Source organism: Pseudomonas sp. MIL9, assembly GCF_016887925.1.
Taxonomy (GTDB): Bacteria; Pseudomonadota; Gammaproteobacteria; order Pseudomonadales; family Pseudomonadaceae; genus Aquipseudomonas; species Aquipseudomonas mohnii.
The window spans coordinates 22720-41456 of the sequence record NZ_JAFEHE010000008.1; the positions used below are offsets into that span (position 1 = coordinate 22720).

20 protein-coding genes are annotated in these 18737 nt (G+C 63.6%); all 20 read left to right on the forward strand.

Features of this window, described 5'->3' with window-relative positions; genetic code table 11:
• Nucleotides 1-340 precede the first annotated feature (340 nt).
• The 20 genes from JQF37_RS10370 to JQF37_RS10465 all read left to right on the forward strand — a co-directional run bounded on the left by JQF37_RS10370 (nucleotide 341) and on the right by JQF37_RS10465 (nucleotide 18719).
• Nucleotides 341-1066 carry a beta-ketoacyl synthase chain length factor gene (locus JQF37_RS10370; protein WP_130205067.1) on the forward strand — a complete coding sequence of 242 codons (726 nt, stop codon included), beginning with the start codon at nucleotides 341-343 and terminating at the stop codon, nucleotides 1064-1066.
• Nucleotides 1042-1851, forward strand: coding sequence for a lysophospholipid acyltransferase family protein (locus JQF37_RS10375; RefSeq protein WP_130205069.1), 810 nt, complete (start codon nucleotides 1042-1044; stop codon nucleotides 1849-1851). Before JQF37_RS10370 ends, JQF37_RS10375 begins: the two co-directional genes overlap by 25 nt.
• The gene (locus JQF37_RS10380; protein ID WP_130205071.1) at nucleotides 1832-2107 is read left to right on the forward strand and encodes a phosphopantetheine-binding protein; all 276 of its coding nucleotides are present in this window, start codon (nucleotides 1832-1834) and stop codon (nucleotides 2105-2107) included. The genes JQF37_RS10375 and JQF37_RS10380 overlap by 20 nt, the downstream gene beginning before the upstream one ends.
• 9 nt (nucleotides 2108-2116) lie before the next feature.
• Nucleotides 2117-2371 (forward strand): acyl carrier protein, encoded by a 255-nt coding sequence (locus JQF37_RS10385; protein WP_028622164.1) that lies wholly within the window; start codon nucleotides 2117-2119, stop codon nucleotides 2369-2371.
• Nucleotides 2368-2913 (forward strand): hypothetical protein, encoded by a 546-nt coding sequence (locus JQF37_RS10390; protein ID WP_130205072.1) that lies wholly within the window; start codon nucleotides 2368-2370, stop codon nucleotides 2911-2913. Before JQF37_RS10385 ends, JQF37_RS10390 begins: the two co-directional genes overlap by 4 nt.
• Entirely contained in the window at nucleotides 2910-4589 is a 1680-nt protein-coding gene (locus JQF37_RS10395) for an acyl-CoA synthetase family protein (protein WP_130205073.1), read from the forward strand. The genes JQF37_RS10390 and JQF37_RS10395 overlap by 4 nt, the downstream gene beginning before the upstream one ends.
• 131 nt (nucleotides 4590-4720) lie before the next feature.
• Complete coding sequence (locus JQF37_RS10400; RefSeq protein WP_130205075.1) at nucleotides 4721-5455, forward strand: glycosyltransferase family 2 protein; 735 nt, start codon at nucleotides 4721-4723, stop codon at nucleotides 5453-5455.
• A complete protein-coding gene (locus JQF37_RS10405; RefSeq protein ID WP_130205077.1) occupies nucleotides 5452-6393 on the forward strand; it encodes a glycosyl transferase in 942 nt (313 codons plus the stop codon). The genes JQF37_RS10400 and JQF37_RS10405 overlap by 4 nt, the downstream gene beginning before the upstream one ends.
• Nucleotides 6374-7918: an aromatic amino acid ammonia-lyase gene (locus JQF37_RS10410; RefSeq protein ID WP_130205079.1), complete on the forward strand. Its 1545-nt coding sequence runs from the start codon at nucleotides 6374-6376 to the stop codon at nucleotides 7916-7918. The genes JQF37_RS10405 and JQF37_RS10410 overlap by 20 nt, the downstream gene beginning before the upstream one ends.
• On the forward strand, nucleotides 7911-8336 hold the full coding sequence (locus tag JQF37_RS10415) for an acyl-CoA thioesterase (RefSeq protein ID WP_130205081.1): 426 nt from the start codon (nucleotides 7911-7913) through the stop codon (nucleotides 8334-8336). The genes JQF37_RS10410 and JQF37_RS10415 overlap by 8 nt, the downstream gene beginning before the upstream one ends.
• Entirely contained in the window at nucleotides 8333-9052 is a 720-nt protein-coding gene (locus JQF37_RS10420; protein ID WP_130205083.1) for an outer membrane lipoprotein carrier protein LolA, read from the forward strand. The genes JQF37_RS10415 and JQF37_RS10420 overlap by 4 nt, the downstream gene beginning before the upstream one ends.
• Nucleotides 9036-11375, forward strand: coding sequence for an MMPL family transporter (locus JQF37_RS10425; RefSeq protein ID WP_130205085.1), 2340 nt, complete (start codon nucleotides 9036-9038; stop codon nucleotides 11373-11375). The genes JQF37_RS10420 and JQF37_RS10425 overlap by 17 nt, the downstream gene beginning before the upstream one ends.
• A complete protein-coding gene (locus JQF37_RS10430; protein WP_130205086.1) occupies nucleotides 11372-12532 on the forward strand; it encodes a sodium:proton antiporter in 1161 nt (386 codons plus the stop codon). The genes JQF37_RS10425 and JQF37_RS10430 overlap by 4 nt, the downstream gene beginning before the upstream one ends.
• The gene (locus tag JQF37_RS10435) at nucleotides 12519-13766 is read left to right on the forward strand and encodes an NAD(P)/FAD-dependent oxidoreductase (protein WP_130205088.1); all 1248 of its coding nucleotides are present in this window, start codon (nucleotides 12519-12521) and stop codon (nucleotides 13764-13766) included. Before JQF37_RS10430 ends, JQF37_RS10435 begins: the two co-directional genes overlap by 14 nt.
• The gene (locus tag JQF37_RS10440; RefSeq protein ID WP_130205090.1) at nucleotides 13763-14488 is read left to right on the forward strand and encodes a class I SAM-dependent methyltransferase; all 726 of its coding nucleotides are present in this window, start codon (nucleotides 13763-13765) and stop codon (nucleotides 14486-14488) included. The genes JQF37_RS10435 and JQF37_RS10440 overlap by 4 nt, the downstream gene beginning before the upstream one ends.
• Nucleotides 14488-15105, forward strand: coding sequence for a hypothetical protein (locus JQF37_RS10445; RefSeq protein ID WP_130205092.1), 618 nt, complete (start codon nucleotides 14488-14490; stop codon nucleotides 15103-15105). Before JQF37_RS10440 ends, JQF37_RS10445 begins: the two co-directional genes overlap by 1 nt.
• Nucleotides 15102-16298, forward strand: coding sequence for a beta-ketoacyl-[acyl-carrier-protein] synthase family protein (locus tag JQF37_RS10450; RefSeq protein WP_204149628.1), 1197 nt, complete (start codon nucleotides 15102-15104; stop codon nucleotides 16296-16298). Before JQF37_RS10445 ends, JQF37_RS10450 begins: the two co-directional genes overlap by 4 nt.
• Nucleotides 16295-16768: a hotdog family protein gene (locus tag JQF37_RS10455; protein WP_047536520.1), complete on the forward strand. Its 474-nt coding sequence runs from the start codon at nucleotides 16295-16297 to the stop codon at nucleotides 16766-16768. Before JQF37_RS10450 ends, JQF37_RS10455 begins: the two co-directional genes overlap by 4 nt.
• Entirely contained in the window at nucleotides 16765-17493 is a 729-nt protein-coding gene (gene fabG, locus JQF37_RS10460) for a 3-oxoacyl-ACP reductase FabG (RefSeq protein ID WP_130205096.1), read from the forward strand. Before JQF37_RS10455 ends, fabG begins: the two co-directional genes overlap by 4 nt.
• On the forward strand, nucleotides 17493-18719 hold the full coding sequence (locus JQF37_RS10465; RefSeq protein WP_103404496.1) for a beta-ketoacyl-ACP synthase: 1227 nt from the start codon (nucleotides 17493-17495) through the stop codon (nucleotides 18717-18719). Before fabG ends, JQF37_RS10465 begins: the two co-directional genes overlap by 1 nt.
• The last annotated feature ends 18 nt before the right edge of the window (nucleotides 18720-18737 follow it).

Below are 18737 nucleotides of genomic sequence, written 5' to 3' on the forward strand. Positions count from 1 at the left end.
AAACCTCCGTGTATCAAAGAATGACCGAGTGTAGTGGTCCTCGGCGCTGCTTCGCTACCTCGTTGGAGAGGGACTGCACGCTCAGTAGCGACCCCGCCTCAAAAAAACGGCATGAATCACCAACAGAACCGACAAACGGGTCGTGCAATAATCGGAATAATTGTCAAATGTTCAATTTTTTCGAACCTGTTCTGTACATAACGCTGAGCAAAATGTAACCAATATTTGCTACGCGTTCGCCGCACCGCGATAATGCGCGCCACTCGGCGCCAAGCGCCGCGCGGGTGAGTCGTGGCTTTCAGTCATCACCGCGTCAAGCAAGCCCGCAAGGGCGGGATGAATGTCTGTGATCAACTTCAACATCGCCCAATGGCGCGCGTGGGCCCCGGGACTCGAGAGCGTGGACGATTGGCAGGCCTGGTGCCGACAGCCCGTCGCGCTGCCAGGCAGCGATGCAGCCCCTGACGTGTCGTTTCTGCCGGCCATGCAGCGCCGGCGTCTCAGCCGTCTGGCGCGGATGGCCTTCAGTGTCGGCTGGCCATTGGCCGAGGGTCGCCAGGACTTGCCGCTGGTCTTCATTTCCCGTCACGGCGAAACCCCTCGGACCTTCGACATCCTCAGCGATCTGGCCGCTGAGCAGCCGCTGTCGCCGACCCAGTTCAGCCTTTCCGTGCACAACGCGATCATTGGCCTGTGGTCGATCATGCGCGGCGAAACCAGCGAAATGACCGCCCTGGCCGCGGCTGGCGATGGACTGGAAAATGGCATGCTGGAGGCTGCGGCACTGCTGAACGAAGGCGCGCCCGCAGTATTAGTGATCATCACCGAAGAACAACCGCCCCAGGCCTACTCGACCTGGATCGACGACGTGCCCTTCCCGTATGCCGTCGGCCTGCTGATCACCCCGGGAAATGACTGGCAGCTGTCCCTGAACAGCCCCGCGGATGCGTTGTCCAACGTTCGCTGGCCCCATGCGCTGAATCTGTTGTGCATGCTGCTGGGCCAGCAAACCAACTGCCAACATGCCTGGAAAAATCGTGTATGGACCTGGCAACGCAACCCGTGACCGAGAAAAACCGCGACGCCTATTACTGGCGCCTGCTGGCGACCGCCGCAAGCTTCACCCTGTTCGGGGTGGGCGGGATGTGCCTGCGCCTGGTGATTTTTCCGCTGCTCGGTTGCCTGCCGGGCGATGCCCGGACCCACCGCTTGCGCGCGCGGCAAACCGTCAGTCGCTGCTTCTGGTTTTTCGTCCGTTTCATGGCCCGTGTCGGTGTGCTGACCTACGACATTCAAGGCGCGGAAAAACTCGGCCGTCCGGGGCAGATGATCATTGCCAATCACCCGTCGCTGATCGACGTGGTGTTCCTGATTGGCCTGGTGCGCCACAGCAACTGCGTGGTCAAGCAGAGCCTGTGGGAAAACCCGTTCACCCGCGGCCCGTTGCGCCGCACCGACTACATCAGCAACGACGGCAGCATGGAGATGCTCGATGCCGCCGCCGATGCACTGAAAAGCGGCCAGACCCTGATCATCTTTCCCGAAGGCACCCGCACCCAACCGGGCCAGGCGCCGGCCTTTCATCGGGGGGCGGCGGCAATAGCGCTGCGGGGTGCGAAAATCCTCACCCCGGTCGTTATCAAGGTCAGCCCGACCACATTGACCAAGGCCGAGCCCTGGTATCGGATCCCGAAACGACGCGTGCACTTCAGTTTTCGTGTCGGAGCCGATATAGACCCACAGGCCTTCGCCGCGCTGGGCCCGGCTCCGCAAGCCTCGCGCAAGCTCAACGACTATCTGCATTCTTACTTCATTAAGGAGCTCGCCGAAGATGAGCGATCTGCACACTAAGCACCTGGTGCTGGAAATAAAAGACCTGATCATCGAAGCCCTCGGCCTCGAAGACATCAGCGCCCAAGACATCGGCGACGAGCAGACGCTGTTCGGCGAAGGCCTGGGCCTGGACTCGGTAGACGCGCTGGAACTCGGCCTGGCGATCCAGAAAAAATACGGCATCAAAATCGATGCCGACGCCAAGGACACGCGTAATCACTTCAGTAACGTGGCGAGCCTTGCGGCGTTCGTCACCGCAAAACAGGCAGCTTGAGACCGGACCATGCAAACTCGTGACGACATTTTCAACACCCTGCGCGATGCCTTGGTGGAGCTGTTCGAGCTGGAGCCCGAGCGTGTGAGCCTCGAATCCAACCTGTATCAGGACCTGGAAATCGACAGCATCGACGCAGTCGACCTGATCGATCACATCAAACGTCAGACCGGCAAGAAAATCGCCGCCGAAGAATTCAAATCGGTGCGCACCGTCAGCGACGTGGTCGAGGCGGTCTACCGTCTGGTTCAACCGGCCGCATGAGCCGATTGATTGGCCTCGGCCTGCTGCTGGCGGGCCTGCTGTACCCCTTTGCGGTGTATTTCGGCATGGAGCACTTCGCCCCGTGGCAGTTCGGACTGCTGCTGGGCAGCCTGTGGCTGGCCCGCGCACTGACCGGTCGGCGACGCCCCGGCAGCCTGTGGATGGCCACCGTGGCGATCGTGTTCTGCCTGTTGCTGGCGCTGTTCGACAGCCCGGTGCTGTTGCGCTGGTATCCGGTGCTGATCAGCGGTTTCATGCTGGCGCTGTTCGGGCTCAGCCTGATATACGGCCCGCCCATGGTCGAACGCCTGGCCCGTCTGCGTGAACCGCACCTGCCGGCCAAAGGCGTTCGTTACACCCGCCAGGTGACCATCGCCTGGAGCGTTTTTTTTCTCTGCAACGGTTTGTGTGCTGCCGCCCTGACACTGTGGGCGCCGCTGAGCTGGTGGATGTTATACACCGGCCTGATTTCCTACGGATTGATAGGCCTGATGTTTGCCATTGAATGGCTAATACGACAACGGGTACGAGGCCGCCCATGAATTGGATAAAACTTGAGCAGCTGTTGCTCAAGGCTGAAGCGGATCGTGCCGTAACGGCCGAACCACCGCTCAATCACGCACAACTGTGCGCCCAGGCTCTGAGCCTGGCCGCCGGCCTGCAAGCCCAGGGTGTGCAGCGCATTGCCGTGCACCTTGAAGACGCCGCCGACCTGGCGATCGCCCTGCTCGGTGCCTGGCGTGCCGGCGTCAGTGTCTTGCTGCCGACCGATCTGCAAGCCCAGACCCGCCAGCGCTGGTCGAGCGAGGTCGACCTGTGGCTGACCGATCAGCCCGATGACGCGCACCTGTCCGATTTCAACGCCGCCCCCCTCGACGCGGCGGCGCTGGACCTGGACCGTTGCGCCCTGAGCCTGTGCACGTCCGGCTCCAGCGGCGAACCCAAGCGCATCGACAAAACCCTGCGCCAACTGGTCAACGAAGTCCAAGCCCTGGAGCAACTGTGGGGCGCCGACCTGGGCCCGGCCTGCATCATCGGCAGCGTGGCGACTCAACACATTTACGGCCTGCTGTTTCGGGTGCTGTGGCCGCTGTGCGCCGGGCGTTCGTTCGTGCGCAGGCAACTGGCCTTTCCGGAAGACCTGCAACGCGCCAGTCGCGAGCACCCGGCCTTTGCCTGGGTCGCCAGCCCGGCGCTGCTCAAGCGCATGGGTGACAACCTCGACTGGCCGGCCTTGAGCGCGGTGCGCCGGGTATTTTCGTCTGGCGGCGCACTGCCGGCAGACGCCGCACAAAGCCTGCACCAACGCCTGCATCAATGGCCGACGGAAATTTTCGGCAGTTCGGAAACCGGCGGGATTGCCTGGCGTCAGGGCCACGATCTGTGGCAGCCCTTCGCCGACGTAGCATTGAGCCAGGACAACGACGGCGCGCTGCTGATCACCTCTTCTTACTTGCCGGCCGGTCACGTCGAACACACCGCCGACGCGGCGCGCATCGCGGCGGATGGCCGTTTCGAACTGCTCGGACGGCTGGACCGGATCGTCAAACTGGAAGAAAAGCGCATCTCCCTGCCGATGCTGGAAAAGGCCTTGATGGAGCATGAGTGGGTCGTCGAAGCGCGGCTTGGCGTGGTTCAGGAAAACCGCGCCTCCCTGGGCGCGTTGCTGGTCCTGAGCGAATCGGGGTTGCACGCCCTGCGCAATCAAGGCCGACGCACCCTCACCCAGGAATTGCGCCAGCACCTCAGCCAGCATTGCGAAGCCCTGGCCCTGCCACGGCGCTGGCGCCTGCTGCGACAACTGCCGCTGAACAGTCAGGGCAAACTGCCCCAGGCCGATGTCGAAGCCCTGCTGCTGGCGCCGCGTCCCAAGGCACCAGAGGTGCTGGAGCAAGTCGAAACCGAAGGCGAGTGGAGCCTGCAACTGGCCGTGCCGCCCGACCTCGCCTACTTCAGCGGGCATTTCCCCCGGGCGCCGGTGTTGCCCGGTGTGGTGCAAGTGGAGTGGGCGCTCAAGCTCGGCCAGCAATTGATGAACCTGCCGGAAAAATTCGCCGGCATGGAAGTGCTGAAGTTCCAGCAACTGGTGCGCCCCGGCGATGAAGTCCAGTTGCACCTGCGTTTCGACCCGGTGCGCAGCAAGTTGTACTTCGCCTACCGCAATGAAACCGCCACCTGCTCCAGCGGGCGGATTTTGCTGGAGCCTGCGCATGTGTAGCTTTGGTGAGTGCTGCGCACTCAATCGCGAGCAGGCTCGCTCCCACATTGGGTTTGTGAACAACGCAGCGCCTCTGTGGGAGCGAGCCTGCTCGCGATGGGCTCACCTCGGACTTTCGGGTGAAAGCCAACATGCATAACCCCTGCGCCGTCATCCCGGTCTACAACCATGAAACCGCCATTACCACCGTGGTCGACGCCCTGCTCGCCAGTCATCTGCCGTGCATTCTGGTGGACGACGCCAGCAGCCCCGCCTGCGCCAGGGTGCTCGATCAACTGGCCCTGCGCGACGACGTTCACCTGATCCGCCTCGCCACCAATCAGGGCAAGGGCGGTGCAGTGATGACTGGCTTGCGTGAAGCGTCGCGTCTGGGTTACAGCCACGCCTTGCAGGTGGATGCCGATGGCCAGCATGACCTGCAGGACGTCACACGCTTTATCGAACTCTCCCGTGCCCATCCCGACGCCGTGATCTGCGGTTATCCGCAGTACGACGAGAGCGTGCCCAAGGGTCGCTTGTATGCCCGCTACCTGACGCACGTCATGGTCTGGATCAACACCCTGTCGTTGCAGATTCGCGACTCCATGTGCGGTTTCCGCGTCTATCCGTTGCCGCCGACGCTGGCGCTGATCGATTCGACGAAAATCGGCAAGCGCATGGATTTCGACTCGGACATCCTCGTGCGCCTGGCCTGGCGCAATCTGCCCATGGAGTGGCTGCAAACCAGAGTCCATTACCCGCTGGACGGCGTTTCGCACTTCCGGATGTTCCACGACAACGTACTGATTTCGAGCATGCACACCCGGCTGTTCTTCGGCATGTTGCTGCGCTCGCCCCTGATCCTCTGGCGACGGTGGCGCGCATGAACACAGACAAGCAACACTGGGCCGACCGCGAGGAACGCGGCAGCTTCTGGTTGATGAAATTCACCGCGTTCGCCGCCAAGGTGCTCGGTCGGCGCCTGTTGAGCCCGTTGCTGTACGGCATCGTGTTGTACTTTTTCCTGTTCGGCCGCAGCGCCCGCCACAGCGCCTGGCAGTACCAGCAACGACTGGCTGACTGGAGCGCTCGCCCCGAGTTGCGGCCGAACCAGTGGCGGGTGTTTGGCCAGTTCATGGCGTTCGCCGACTCCATGCTCGACAAGCTCGACGTGTGGAACGGCAAGCTGAGCATCGAGCAAATCGAAATCATCGACCCGGCATTGCTGCGCAACCAGTTGCGCGGCACTCGCGGGCAGATGCTGGTGGGCGCGCACCTGGGCAACCTCGAAGTGTGCCGCGCATTGGCGGAAATCGGCGAGAAGGTCACGATGAACGTGCTGGTGCACACCAAGCACGCCGAGCATTTCAACCGGCTGCTGGGCGAAGCGGGGGCGACCAACCTGCGCCTGATTCAGGTCAGCGAGCTGGACCCGGTGATCATGCTGCAACTGCATGAGCGCCTGGAGCGCGGCGAGTGGCTGGCCATCGCCGGCGACCGTGTGCCGTTGCATGGCGGGCGCAGCGTGACCGTGGACTTCCTCGGCCACCCGGCGAAATTCCCGCAGGGGCCGTGGCTGCTGGCCGGCCTGTTGAAATGCCCGGTCAACCTGCTGCTGTGCCTGAAGAAGCCCGATGGCGACTATCGGCTGACCCTCGAACCGTTCGCTGACGCCATCACCTGGAAGCGCAGCGACCGCGAGCAGGTCATTCATCAGTGGGCCTCCCGCTATGCCGAGCGCCTGAGTCACTATTGCCTCGAAGCCCCTCAACAATGGTTCAACTTTTACCCTTTCTGGAAGACCGATGACGACGCCAACGCTTGAGCCGGTAACTTTCGGCGAACTCCCTTTGCGCATCGAAGACGTGCTGGCCCTGGCCAACCGTCAGGTGCCGACGCAGTTGCAAGGCGACCCCGAGTTCCGCCGGCGCATCGCCAAGGGCGCGCAATTCCTCGACTCCCTGCTGGACAAGGAAGGCGTGATCTATGGCGTGACCACCGGTTACGGCGACTCCTGCGTGGTGGCGGTGCCGCTGCATCACGTCGAAGCGCTGCCGCGTCATCTGTACACCTTCCATGGCTGCGGGCTGGGCAAACTGCTCGACGCCCAGGCCACTCGCGCCGTGCTGGCGGCGCGCTTGCAGTCGCTGTGCCACGGCGTGTCCGGCGTTCGGGTGGAATTGCTGGAGCGCCTGCAAGCGTTCCTCGAACACGACATCCTGCCGCTGATTCCGGAAGAAGGCTCGGTGGGCGCCAGCGGCGATCTGACGCCGTTGTCCTATGTCGCCGCGACCCTGTCCGGCGAGCGCGAAGTGATGTTCCGCGGCGAACGCCGCCAGGCCGCCGATGTGCATCGCGAACTCGGTTGGCAGCCGCTGGTGCTGCGACCCAAGGAAGCCCTGGCCCTGATGAACGGCACCGCCGTCATGACCGGCCTCGCTTGCCTGGCCTACGCCCGTGCCGATTACCTGCTGCAACTGGCCACGCGCATCACCGCGCTGAACGTGGTCGCCCTGCAAGGCAACCCGGAGCATTTCGACGAACGCCTGTTCGCCGCCAAGCCACACCCGGGGCAGATGCAAGTCGCCGCGTGGCTGCGCAAGGACCTGGCGATCGACGCGCCGACCGCACCGCTGCATCGCTTGCAGGACCGCTATTCCCTGCGCTGCGCGCCCCACGTCCTTGGCGTGCTGGCCGATAGCCTGAACTGGTTGCGGTCGTTCATCGAGGTTGAACTCAACAGCGCCAACGACAACCCGATCATCGATGCCGAGGCCGAACGCGTGCTGCACGGCGGGCATTTCTACGGCGGCCACATCGCGTTCGCCATGGACAGCCTGAAAAACCTCGTGGCCAACGTCGCCGACCTGCTGGATCGACAACTCGCGCTGCTGGTGGACGAGCGTTACAACCACGGTCTGCCGAGCAACCTGTCCGGCGCCAGCGCCGACCGCGCGATGCTCAACCACGGTTTCAAGGCGGTGCAGATCGGCACCAGCGCCTGGACTGCCGAAGCCTTGAAAAACACCATGCCGGCCAGCGTGTTCTCGCGCTCCACCGAGTGCCACAACCAGGACAAGGTGAGCATGGGCACCATTGCCGCCCGCGATGCGATTCGCGTACTGGAACTGACCGAACAGGTCGCCGCCGCCACGCTGCTGGCCGCCAACCAGGGCGTCTGGCTACGCGCCCAGGCCGAAGACGCCCGGCCGCTGCCACCGGCCCTGGCGGCCATGCACGAAGCACTGGCCCAGGACTTCCCGCCGGTCATCGAAGACCGCGCGCTGGAAGGCGAATTGCGCCTGTGCCTGCAACGTATCGCCGAACAACACTGGAGGCTGCATGCGTAGCAAGGGAGTGCTTCACACCGATACGGAAATCCTCGTGCCGTTCTTTGACGTCGACAGCATGAACGTCGTCTGGCACGGCCACTACGTGAAATACCTGGAAGTCGCCCGCTGCGCCTTGCTCGACAAGATCGGCCACAACTACAGCGCCATGTCCGACTCGGGCTATGCCTGGCCGGTGATCGACCTGCAGTTGCGCTACGTACGCGGCGCGGTGTTCGGCCAGAAGCTGAACGTGCGGGCCAATCTGGTGGAGTGGGAAAACCGTCTGAAGATCAACTACCTGATCAGTGACGTGGAAACCGGCGAACGCTTGACCCGCGCCGTTTCCGTGCAGGTGGCCGTCAACATGCACAACCGCGAAATGCAGCTGGCCTCGCCAAAGGTGTTCACCGACGCTGTCGAGAGGATGCTGGCATGATTGTCTGCCTACCCCGTTCCCCTGTGGGAGCGAGCCTGTCGAATCGTCGCACCGGCGCGATGGTCGTCAACGATGACGCTGGGCACCTGACACTCCGCGGCGCTCTCAGGTTTTTCGCGAGCAGGCTCGCGCCTACCGTGTTCTGCGTGTTGCTGGGCATTCCGGGACTGGCCAACGCCTTCGACCTGCAACAACTCAGCGATCAACTGGCCAAACCGGAGGTGATCCATGGCCAGTTCATCCAGGAAAAACACCTGCGTGCCTTGCCCCAACCACTGACCAGCAAGGGCACCTTTGTCCTGGCGAAAAACCACGGTCTGTTGTGGCTGCTCAAAACGCCGCTGCAACAGGATTACCGCATCACCGACCAAGGCATTGCCCGGCGCGATGCCAGCGGTTGGCAGATGTTGCCGGGCAAGAGCGCCGGGGCCGAGCAGAACCGTCTGTTCCTCGCCGTCCTGCAAGGCGATAGCAGCGGGCTGCAACGGGATTTCGAACTGTCGCTGAGCGGCGAAGCGCAGGACTGGCGACTGACGCTGGTGCCGCGCTCGATGCTGCTCAAGCAGGTGTTCACCCAGATCAACATCACCGGCGGCGAACGGGTGCACAGCATCGAGCTGCTGGAAACCCAGGGCGACAGCACCTTGTTGCGCATGCAGGACAGCACCAGCGCCCAACCGCTGAGCGACGGGGAGCAACATGACTTTGCCGAGTGAGCGCATGCTTCCACGGCTGTTCCTGGTCCTGCTGCTGGCGGTACTGGCGCTCGCCGGCTGGCAATGGCGAGACGGCGCGCCGCTGTCGGCCAACCTGATGGAACTGGTGCCCGGCACGACGCCGGACGCGCTGGAACTGCGCGCCGAACAACGCATGCAAGAACCGCTGAACCGCGAGATGCTGGTGCTGGTCGGCCATACCGACCGCCAGCAAGCCATCGCCATGGCGCAGAAACTGGGCGATCAATGGCAGGCCAGCGGGCTGTTCGAGAAGGTCCAGTGGAACCTGCAAGCCGACTTGCCGGCCTTGCGCACGCAACTGCTGCAAGGCCGACTGGCGATGCTGTCGGCAACAGATCGCCAGCAATTGATTGAGCACCCCGACGCCTTTATCCAGCAACGGGTGCAGGCGCTGTTCGACCCCTTCACCGGTTTCAGCCTGGTGTCGAGCCAGGACGACTGGCTCGGCCTGACCGGGCGCATCCAGAACAGCCAGCCGCAGCACGGTTCGGTGCAACTGGACATCGGCAGCGGTGCCTTGATCGCCGACGCCGATGGCAAGAGCTGGGTGCTGCTGCGCGCTCGAACCACCGGCAACGCCTTCGACATGAACCTGCCGCTGCAAGTGGCCGACCTGCTCCAGCACAGCCGTGAACAAGCGGCCGAGTCTGACGTGCAACTGCTCGCGGCCAGCGGCTTGCTGTACGCCGCCAACGGGCAACGACAAGCCGCCCGTGAGATGACCTGGGTCGGCGGCGGCGCCACGCTGGGGATTCTGTTGCTGCTGTTGCTGGCCTTCCGCCGCTGGCGCGTATTGCTGGCGTTTGTCCCGGTGCTGGTGGGCATGCTGTTCGGCGCGGTGGCTTGCGTGACGGTGTTCGGCCACATGCATGTGATGACGCTGGTGCTCGGTTCGAGCCTGATCGGCGTGGCGGTCGACTACCCGCTGCATTACCTGTCCAAGAGCTGGAGCCTGAAACCCTGGCACAGTTGGCCGGCCCTGCGCCTGACCCTGCCCGGTTTGACCCTGAGCCTGATCACCAGCGCCATCGGCTACCTGGCCCTGGCCTGGACGCCATTCCCGGCGCTGACGCAGATCGCGGTGTTCTCTGCGGCGGGTCTGCTGGGTGCCTATTTGTCCGCCGTGTGCCTGCTGCCGGCGTTGCTCAAGGGTGTAGAGCTGCGTCCGGCGCAATGGCCGTTGCGGGTTTGCGAGTTTTTGCTGGGAGTTCGTGAAGCGTTGCTCCAGCGCCTGCGCACGCCCGTGCTGTTTGCGCTGCTGATTGCCTTTTGCGTCGGCGGCCTGTTGCACCTCGGGACCCGCAATGACATTCGCCAATGGGTCGGCACACCGCAGCAATTGACTGACGAAGCCCAGACCATTGCCCGCATCACCGGCTATCAGCCCACCAGTCAGTTCTTCCTGGTGCGCGCGGCCAATCAACAGCAACTGCTCGAACGCCAGACCGCCCTGAGCGAACGCCTGGATCAACTGATCAACCTGAATAAGCTTCAGGGTTACCTGTCACTCAACCAACTGGTGAGCCCACCGAACGAACAACTTCACCTGCGCGAAGCGTTGAACGCTTTGCCGGGCGTCTGGCAGCCGCTGCTCGACGTCGGCGTGCCAGCCGAGGCGCTGCAAGCGGAGCTGAAAACCTTGCAGGCACTGCCCACCGAAGACATCGACGCCGTCCTGGCCGGGCCCCTGGCCGAACCTTATCGGGCGCTGTGGCTGGGGCCGACCGATGATGGCGTGGCGGCAATGGTCAGCCTGCAAGGCCTGAACAACCCGTCACTGCTGCGCATCCAGGCACTGGATCTGCCAGGGGTGCAGCTGGTCGACCGGCTCGGTGAACTGAACAACGTTTTCGCCGCCACCCAGATCAGTGCCGCCGAACTGAAGCTCGCCTCCTGCGCGCTGATCGTGCTGGTGCTGATGCTGCCGTTCGGCCTCGGCGGCGCGCTGCGCATCGTTTCCCTGCCGCTGCTGGCCGCGCTGTGCAGCCTCGCCAGCCTCGGCTGGCTGGGGCAGCCGTTGACCCTGTTCAGCCTGTTCGGCCTGCTGCTGGTGACGGCCATCAGCGTCGATTACGCGATCCTCATGCGTGAGCAGGTTGGCGGCGCCGCCGTGAGCCTGTTGGGCACGTTGCTGGCGGCGCTGACCACCTGGCTGTCGTTCGGCTTGCTGGCGGTGTCGAGCACGCCGGCGGTGAGCAACTTTGGTCTGTCGGTCAGCCTGGGCCTGATCTTCAGCTTCATGCTCGCCCCCTGGGCCGGAAAACACAGGCCATCACCCACCCTCGAGGAGCCGGCACAATGATGGTCGCGTTGTTTTGGGCGATGGCCATGGCGTTGTTCGCTGTGGCGACCCGACTGGGCCGGCATCTGGGCTTGATCCCGATCGTCAGCCAGTTGCTGCTGGCAACCCTCGGCCTACCGCTGCTGATGTACTTCTGGATCGAACCCCACTGGCAGTTGAGCGGTGCGGCGCTGGTGTCGCCGATCTGGCTGAAAAACCTTTACAGCCTGAGTTTCGCGCTGCTGCTGGGTTACATCCTCAGCGACGTGATCGACCTGCACCTGGATCGCCAGAGCCTGAAAATCGCCCTGCCGAGTTTCTGCATTCCGTTTGCCTGCGGCCTGGCCACGGCGTTCTGGCTGTTGCCGCCACAGCCGTGGATCAGCTCGCTGGCGGTCGGCCTGTTGTTCGCCATTACCGCGATTCCGGTGTTGTACCTGTACCTGCGGCATATCAACTACCCGCCCGCCGCCACCCGGCGCCTGGTGCAGACGGCGATCCTCATCGACCTCAGCTGCTGGACCCTGTTCGCCATCGCCCAGGGCACCCTGCACTTGAGCAGCCTGTTGCTGCCCTTGGCCGGCGCCTGTCTGCCGGTGCTGCTGCGCCTGCTCGGCCTGCGCCAGGCATGGCTGTACAGCGGATGCTTTTTCGCGCTGCTGGTGGTGGCCGAACACTACAAGCTCAACGCGCTGATTTTCGGTATCGGTTACCTGCTGCTGATGGCCGTGTTGAAGGCACCGCTGATACTGCCGTTTCCGGTTCGCTGGATGATTCTCCTGCAAACCTACATCGCCATCCCGCTGATCCTCACGTTCGGCATCGTGCAGATCAATGTGCACAGCGCCATGGACAGTCTTGGCTGGGTGCAACTGGCGGCCCTGCTGCTGTTGCCGATCGCCAGCAAAATGCTCGGTAACTGGCTCGGCCTCGGCTGGGCCGGCGCTTCGTTCCAGGGCGCCAGCCGCTGGCGGGAAAGCGTGTTACTGAACATTCGCGGCTTGAGCGAGATCGTATTTCTCAACCTGCTGTTGCAACAACAGCTCATCAGCCCGGCGCTGTACTTTGCGCTGATGCTGATGGGCCTGATCGCGACCCTGCTGCCGGCACTGGCCGGCATGCACCGGATTCCCCTGAAACCCGCCGCCCCGGCAAGGAGCCCCCATGCCAACCGTTGAAATGGAACGTCGCCAGATCGTGGTCATCGGTGCAGGCCCTTCGGGTGCCATCGCCGCCGCGCTGCTCAAACGCCAGGGTCATGATGTGCTGGTGATCGAGCGCCAGCATTTCCCACGGTTTTCCATTGGTGAAAGCCTGTTGGCGCACTGCCTGGATTTCGTCGAAGAGGCGGGCATGCTGGACGCCGTCAATGCGGCGGGATTCCAGGTGAAAACCGGTGCCGCGTTTGCCTGGGGCGAGCGTTACAGCGCTTTTGATTTCGGTGACACCTTTACCCAGGGCAAGCCGACGACCTTCCAGGTCCAGCGCGCCGATTTCGACAAGCTGCTGGCCGATCAGGCCGCGCTGCAAGGCGTGGAAATCCGCTACGGCGAAGCCATCGTCAGTGTCGAGGTCGATTTGCCGCATCCGCAACTCGGCGTGCGTCGCGAGGACGGCAGCGAGTACCGCATCGAGGCTGACTTCATGCTCGACGCCAGCGGTTACGGTCGTGTGCTGCCACGCCTGCTCGACCTCGAAGCGCCGTCGAATTTCCCGGTGCGCCAGGCGGTGTTCACCCATATCGAAGACGGCATCGACAGCCCGACCTTCGACCGCACCAAGATCCTCGTCACCACCCATCCGGACAAACGCGATGTCTGGTTCTGGACCATCCCGTTCAGCAACGGCCGCTGCTCGGTCGGCGTGGTCGCTGCCACGGAGCATTTCGAGGGCCGTACCGATAACCTGGACGATTGCCTGCGCGGTTTCATTGCCGAGACGCCCAGCCTGTCCGGCGTGCTGAACAACGCGGTGTGGGACACGCCCGCGCGGTCCATCGGCGGCTATTCGGCCAACGTCAAAAGCCTGCACGGGCCGGGCTTCGCGCTGCTGGGCAATGCCGCAGAGTTCCTCGACCCGGTGTTTTCGTCCGGCGTGACCATTGCCATGCGTTCGGCGAGCATGGCCGCCGGCGTCCTGCACCGGCAGTTGCAAGGCGAAACCGTCGACTGGGAAAAGGAATTCGCCAAGCCGCTCAAGCGCGGGGTCGATACCTTTCGTTGCTACGTCGAGGGCTGGTACGCCGGGACCTTCCAGGACGTGATTTACCACGAGGGCAGCGCCGGGGAGATCCGCCGTATGATCAGCTCGATTCTGGCCGGCTACGCCTGGGACGAGCGCAACCCGTTCGTCAGCGAAGCCAAACGCCGCCTGAAAGTGATTTCCCAACTCTGCGCACGGGATGCGACATGAGCTACTTGAGCGACAACTACGTCGAAGAAACCCGTTTCGGCCTGTGGTTCCTGCGCAGCTACACCTGGCAGTACCGCGTGCTGCGGGTGGCGATCGACGATTTGCGGAGCCTGTTCAGCGAGGCGCTGCCGAGCCATCCGGTGCTGCTGGACGCTGGCTGCGGTCAAGGCAAGTCATTCAAGCACCTGCAGCAGACATTCATGCCCGGACGTCTGATTGGCGTGGATGCCGACCCCCACAGCCTGAACCAGAGCCGTGAAGAAGCGGTCTATCAGGGTATTGCCGTGGAGTTGATCGGCAGCGACTGCGCCACCCTTGCCGTACCGGACGCCAGCGTCGACCTGCTGTTCTGTCACCAGACGTTCCATCATCTGGTGGAACAGGAAAAGGCGCTGGCCGAGTTCTACCGTGTGCTCAAGCCGGGCGGCTACCTGATGTTCGCCGAATCCACCGAGGCTTACATCGATACCTGGGTGATTCGCTGGTTGTTCCGGCATCCGATGCACGTGCAAAAAAGTGCCGCACAGTACCTGGAGATGATCCGAGGCCAGGGTTTTGAATTCGGTCCGCACAATGTGTCTTATCCGTACCTGTGGTGGAGCCGCGCCAAGGATTTCGGTCTGTTGGAACGCTTGGGTCTATGCCAGCCAAAACCCTTTGGCCAACGGGAAGAAACCCTGGTCAACGTGGTGGCGCGCAAACCGTTGAAAGGTGGAATTTGATGCTCACCATCCGTCACTCAGCATGCATGACCTGTGGGAGCGAGCCTGCTCGCGATAGCGGTGGATCAGTCACCCTGAATGCCGACTGGAATGCCGTCATCGCGAGCAGGCTCGCTCCCACAGGGATAGCGGGTGTTCTGCGATTTTTGCTGGTTGCCGCAGCCCTGCTGCTCAGCGCCTGCGCCAGCCAGCCGCCGCTGCCCGCGCAAACCCCGGACCTGTCGTTGCCGCTGCAACTGCATATCCAGCGCCTGCAGGCCGAACAACGCCAGGACTGGGTGCTGGTGATCCAGCGTGAAGGCCCGGGCATTCGCTGGTCGATGATGGACCTGCTGGGCATCCCGCAGGCACGCCAGAAGCTGGTCGACGGAACCTGGCACGCCGACGGCCTGCTGCCGCCCAACCCCGAAGCCCGGGAGCTGTTCGCGGCGCTGCTGTTTGCCCTGACGCCCAAGGACGAGTTACAGGGCAACTATCCCGCTGCCTGGCAACATGGCGCGCAACGCTCCCTGCCCGAACGCTGGGACGTTCGTTATTCACAACCGATGAGCTTTGAATTGAACCTGCCCAAAGGCCCGAAATACCAAGTCACGCCCCTGAGCGGGGAGGCACCATGACCGCCTACCTGAACGCCCTCGGCGTGATCTGCGCCCTGGGCCGCGACAAGCAGGAAGTCGCGCGCAACCTGTTTGCCGGCGATTGCTCCGGCATGCGCAGCGAAGCCGGCTGGGTACCGGAGCGGTCGTTGCCGGTGGGCGCGGTCGCAGGCGAGCTGGCGGCGATTCCACCCGAGTTGATCCGGCAGCGCAGCCGCAACAACCAATTGCTGCTGGAAGCCGCCCTGCAAATTCGCCCGGACATCGATCGCGCGATCCAGACCTACGGCCGCGATCGCATCGGCATCGTGCTGGGCACCAGCACCTCGGGCATCGACGAAGCCAGCCAGGGCCTGGCCCACTACATTCGCGACCAACAGTTCCCGGCCGACTACGACTACCAACAACAGGAACTCGGTGCACCGGCCAATTTCCTCGCCGACTGGCTGCAGGTGAGCGGGCCGGCCTACGTGATCTCCACGGCCTGCACCTCCAGCGCCCGTGCCCTGATGAGCGCCCAGCGTCTGCTGGACCTGGGCGTGTGCGATGTGGTGCTGTGCGGGGGTGTCGACACCCTCTGCAAGCTGACCCTCAACGGTTTCTCGGCGCTGGAAGCGGTGTCCGGGCAGCGCTGCAACCCGTTTTCGCGCCACCGCAACGGCATCAACATCGGCGAAGCCGCCGTGCTGTTCCTGATGAGCAAGCAGCCCGGCGACGGTCAACCGATTGCCCTGCTGGGCAGCGGCGCCAGCTCGGATGCGCATCACATTTCCGCACCGGAACCGAGCGGCCGTGGAGCTCAGGAAGCGATGCGCAAAGCCTTGAATCGCGCCGGACTGCAACCGCAACAGATCGGCTACCTGAACCTGCACGGCACCGCCACCCCACACAACGACGCCATGGAAAGCCATGCCGTCGCGGCCGTGTTCCCTGAAGGGGTGCCCTGCTCTTCGACCAAACCCATGACCGGCCACACCCTCGGTGCCGCCGGGGCGCTGGAAGCGGCGTTCTGCTGGTTGAGCCTGAGCACCGGCAATCGCGAGCACGCTTTGCCGCCGCACATCTGGGACGGCCAGGCGGACCCTGAACTGCCCGCCCTGAATTGGGTGACCCCGGCCACGCGCCTGTCGTCCATTGGTCCCCGCTACCTGATGAGCAACTCCTTCGCTTTCGGTGGCAACAACGTCAGCCTGATTATCGGAGACGCCCCATGATTGACTGGCCGCTCGCCGAACTGCTGCCCCACGCTGGCGACATGATCCTCATCGAACAGATCCTGGCGTTCGATGAAGAGCAGATCCACACGCGCCTCACCGTCAGGCCCGATGGCCTGTTCAGCCAGCCGGACGGCAGCCTGCCGGCCTGGGTCGGCATCGAACTGATGGCCCAGAGCGTCGCCGCCTTCGCCGGTTGCCATGCGCGCCAGCGCGGTGATGCCGTAGCGCTCGGCTTCCTGCTCGGCAGTCGTAAATTCGAATGCAATGTCGAAAGCTTCCCGGCCGGCACCGAGCTGACCATCCACGGCCTCCGCTCGCTCGAAGACGATAACGGCATGGGCGTGTTCGAATGCCACATCAATGCGCCGGGCATTCACGCCACCGCCCGTCTGAATGTGTATCGCCCGCCCCAGCCGACTCAATATCTTTCAGAGCCCGAAGGCTCTTCACAAGGAACACAACCATGACTGAATCCGTACTGGTCACCGGTTCCAGCCGTGGTATCGGCCGCGCCATCGCCCTGCGCCTGGCCCAGGCCGGGCATGACATCGTGTTGCATTGCCGCAGCGGCCTGGCAGACGCCGAAGCCGTGAAGGCCGAGATCGAAGCCTTGGGGCGCCAGGCCCGCATCCTGCAATTCGACGTGGCCGACCGCGCCCGCTGCAAAGCCATCCTTGAAGCCGACGTCGAGACCCACGGCGCCTATTACGGCGTGGTGCTCAACGCCGGCCTGACGCGCGACGGTGCTTTTCCGGCCCTGAGCGAGGATGATTGGGATGTGGTGATGCGCACCAACCTCGACGGTTTCTACAACGTGCTGCACCCGGTGATGATGCCGATGATCCGTCGTCGCGCCGCCGGGCGAATTGTCTGCATTACCTCGGTGTCCGGGCTGATCGGCAACCGTGGCCAGGTCAACTACAGCGCCTCGAAGGCCGGGTTGATCGGCGCGGCGAAGGCGTTGGCTATCGAGTTGGGCAAGCGCAAAATTACCGTCAACTGTGTCGCACCCGGCCTGATCGACACGGCCATGCTCGATGAAAACGTGCCGGTGGAAGAACTGATGAAAATGATCCCTGCTCAACGCATGGGCACCCCTGAAGAGGTGGCCAGCGCGGTGAATTTCCTGATGTCGGCGGAAGCCTCGTACATCACCCGGCAGGTTCTGGCCGTCAACGGAGGCCTGTGCTGATGAAGCGCGTCGTCGTCACCGGCATGGCCGGCATCACGTCCCTGGGCAGCGATTGGGAAACCATCGTCGGCCACTTCGCGGCCAACCGCAGCGGCATCCGGCGCATGGACGAATGGGATCGCTTTACCGAACTCAACACCCGTCTGGCCGGCCCCATCGACGACTTCAAGGTGCCAAGCCACTGGACGCGCAAACAACTGCGCAGCATGGGCCGGGTGTCGCGGCTTGCCGTGGGTGCGGCGGAGATGGCGCTGGCCGACGCCGGGCTGTTGGGCGACGAATCGATCAAGGACGGACGCATGGGCGTCGCCTGCGGCTCATCGACCGGCAGCACCGACGAGATCAAGGCGTTCGGCAACATGCTGCTCAACTCGGTCGCCGAGGGCCTGAACGCCAACTCCTACGTGCGCATGATGCCGCACACCACGGCCGCCAATATCAGCATTTTCTTCGGCCTCACCGGCCGCCTGATCCCGACGTCCAGCGCCTGCACCAGCGGCAGCCAGGGCATCGGCTATGCCTATGAAGCGATCAAGTTCGGACGCCTGCCATTGATGCTGGCCGGCGGCGCCGAAGAACTGTGCCCGACCGAAGCCATGGTCTTCGATGCGCTCTACGCCACCAGCCTGAAAAACGACGCCCCGCAAACCAGCCCGCGCCCCTACGACAAGGGCCGCGATGGCCTGGTAATCGGTGAGGGCGGCGGCATGCTGGTGCTGGAGGAGCTGGAGCACGCCCTGGCCCGTGGCGCGCACATCCATGCCGAGATCGTCGGTTTCGGCAGCAACGCCGACGGCCAGCACACCACCCGTCCGGAGCTAGTCACCATGCGCCGGGCCATGGAACTGGCGCTGGAAGACGCCGGACTCAAGCCGTCGGACATCGGCTACGTCAACGGCCACGGCACCGCCACCGAACAGGGCGACATCGCCGAAACCCTGGCCACCAGCAGCCTGTTCGGCGAGCACATGCCGATCAGCTCGCAAAAAAGCTTCCTCGGCCACACCCTCGGCGCCTGCGGTGCACTGGAATCCTGGTTCAGCATCGAAATGATGAACCGCGACCTGTACGTCCACACCCTCAACCTCGACGAAGTCGACCCGCACTGCGGCAAGCTGGATTACCTGCGCGGCGAGTTTCGGCAGATGAGCAACCAGTACGTGATGAACAACAACTTTGCGTTTGGCGGGGTGAATACTTCGTTGATTTTCAAGCGCTGGGCGTAAGCAATATCCTTCTTTGTA

Bases quoted from the DNA above. Each gene is read 5' to 3' on its own strand.
- JQF37_RS10440 (WP_130205090.1), top strand. From the start codon at position 13,763: ATGAGCTACTTGAGCGACAACTACGTCGAAGAAACCCGTTTCGGCCTG.
- JQF37_RS10450 (WP_204149628.1), top strand. From the start codon at position 15,102: ATGACCGCCTACCTGAACGCCCTCGGCGTGATCTGCGCCCTGGGCCGC.
- JQF37_RS10445 (WP_130205092.1), top strand. From the start codon at position 14,488: ATGCTCACCATCCGTCACTCAGCATGCATGACCTGTGGGAGCGAGCCT.
- JQF37_RS10410 (WP_130205079.1), top strand. From the start codon at position 6,374: ATGACGACGCCAACGCTTGAGCCGGTAACTTTCGGCGAACTCCCTTTG.
- JQF37_RS10430 (WP_130205086.1), top strand. From the start codon at position 11,372: ATGATGGTCGCGTTGTTTTGGGCGATGGCCATGGCGTTGTTCGCTGTG.
- JQF37_RS10400 (WP_130205075.1), top strand. From the start codon at position 4,721: ATGCATAACCCCTGCGCCGTCATCCCGGTCTACAACCATGAAACCGCC.
- JQF37_RS10385 (WP_028622164.1), top strand. From the start codon at position 2,117: ATGCAAACTCGTGACGACATTTTCAACACCCTGCGCGATGCCTTGGTG.
- JQF37_RS10380 (WP_130205071.1), top strand. From the start codon at position 1,832: ATGAGCGATCTGCACACTAAGCACCTGGTGCTGGAAATAAAAGACCTG.
- JQF37_RS10370 (WP_130205067.1), top strand. From the start codon at position 341: ATGTCTGTGATCAACTTCAACATCGCCCAATGGCGCGCGTGGGCCCCG.
- JQF37_RS10435 (WP_130205088.1), top strand. From the start codon at position 12,519: ATGCCAACCGTTGAAATGGAACGTCGCCAGATCGTGGTCATCGGTGCA.
- JQF37_RS10395 (WP_130205073.1), top strand. From the start codon at position 2,910: ATGAATTGGATAAAACTTGAGCAGCTGTTGCTCAAGGCTGAAGCGGAT.
- JQF37_RS10390 (WP_130205072.1), top strand. From the start codon at position 2,368: ATGAGCCGATTGATTGGCCTCGGCCTGCTGCTGGCGGGCCTGCTGTAC.
- JQF37_RS10465 (WP_103404496.1), top strand. From the start codon at position 17,493: ATGAAGCGCGTCGTCGTCACCGGCATGGCCGGCATCACGTCCCTGGGC.
- JQF37_RS10425 (WP_130205085.1), top strand. From the start codon at position 9,036: ATGACTTTGCCGAGTGAGCGCATGCTTCCACGGCTGTTCCTGGTCCTG.
- JQF37_RS10420 (WP_130205083.1), top strand. From the start codon at position 8,333: ATGATTGTCTGCCTACCCCGTTCCCCTGTGGGAGCGAGCCTGTCGAAT.
- JQF37_RS10375 (WP_130205069.1), top strand. From the start codon at position 1,042: ATGGACCTGGCAACGCAACCCGTGACCGAGAAAAACCGCGACGCCTAT.
- fabG (WP_130205096.1), top strand. From the start codon at position 16,765: ATGACTGAATCCGTACTGGTCACCGGTTCCAGCCGTGGTATCGGCCGC.
- JQF37_RS10455 (WP_047536520.1), top strand. From the start codon at position 16,295: ATGATTGACTGGCCGCTCGCCGAACTGCTGCCCCACGCTGGCGACATG.
- JQF37_RS10415 (WP_130205081.1), top strand. From the start codon at position 7,911: ATGCGTAGCAAGGGAGTGCTTCACACCGATACGGAAATCCTCGTGCCG.
- JQF37_RS10405 (WP_130205077.1), top strand. From the start codon at position 5,452: ATGAACACAGACAAGCAACACTGGGCCGACCGCGAGGAACGCGGCAGC.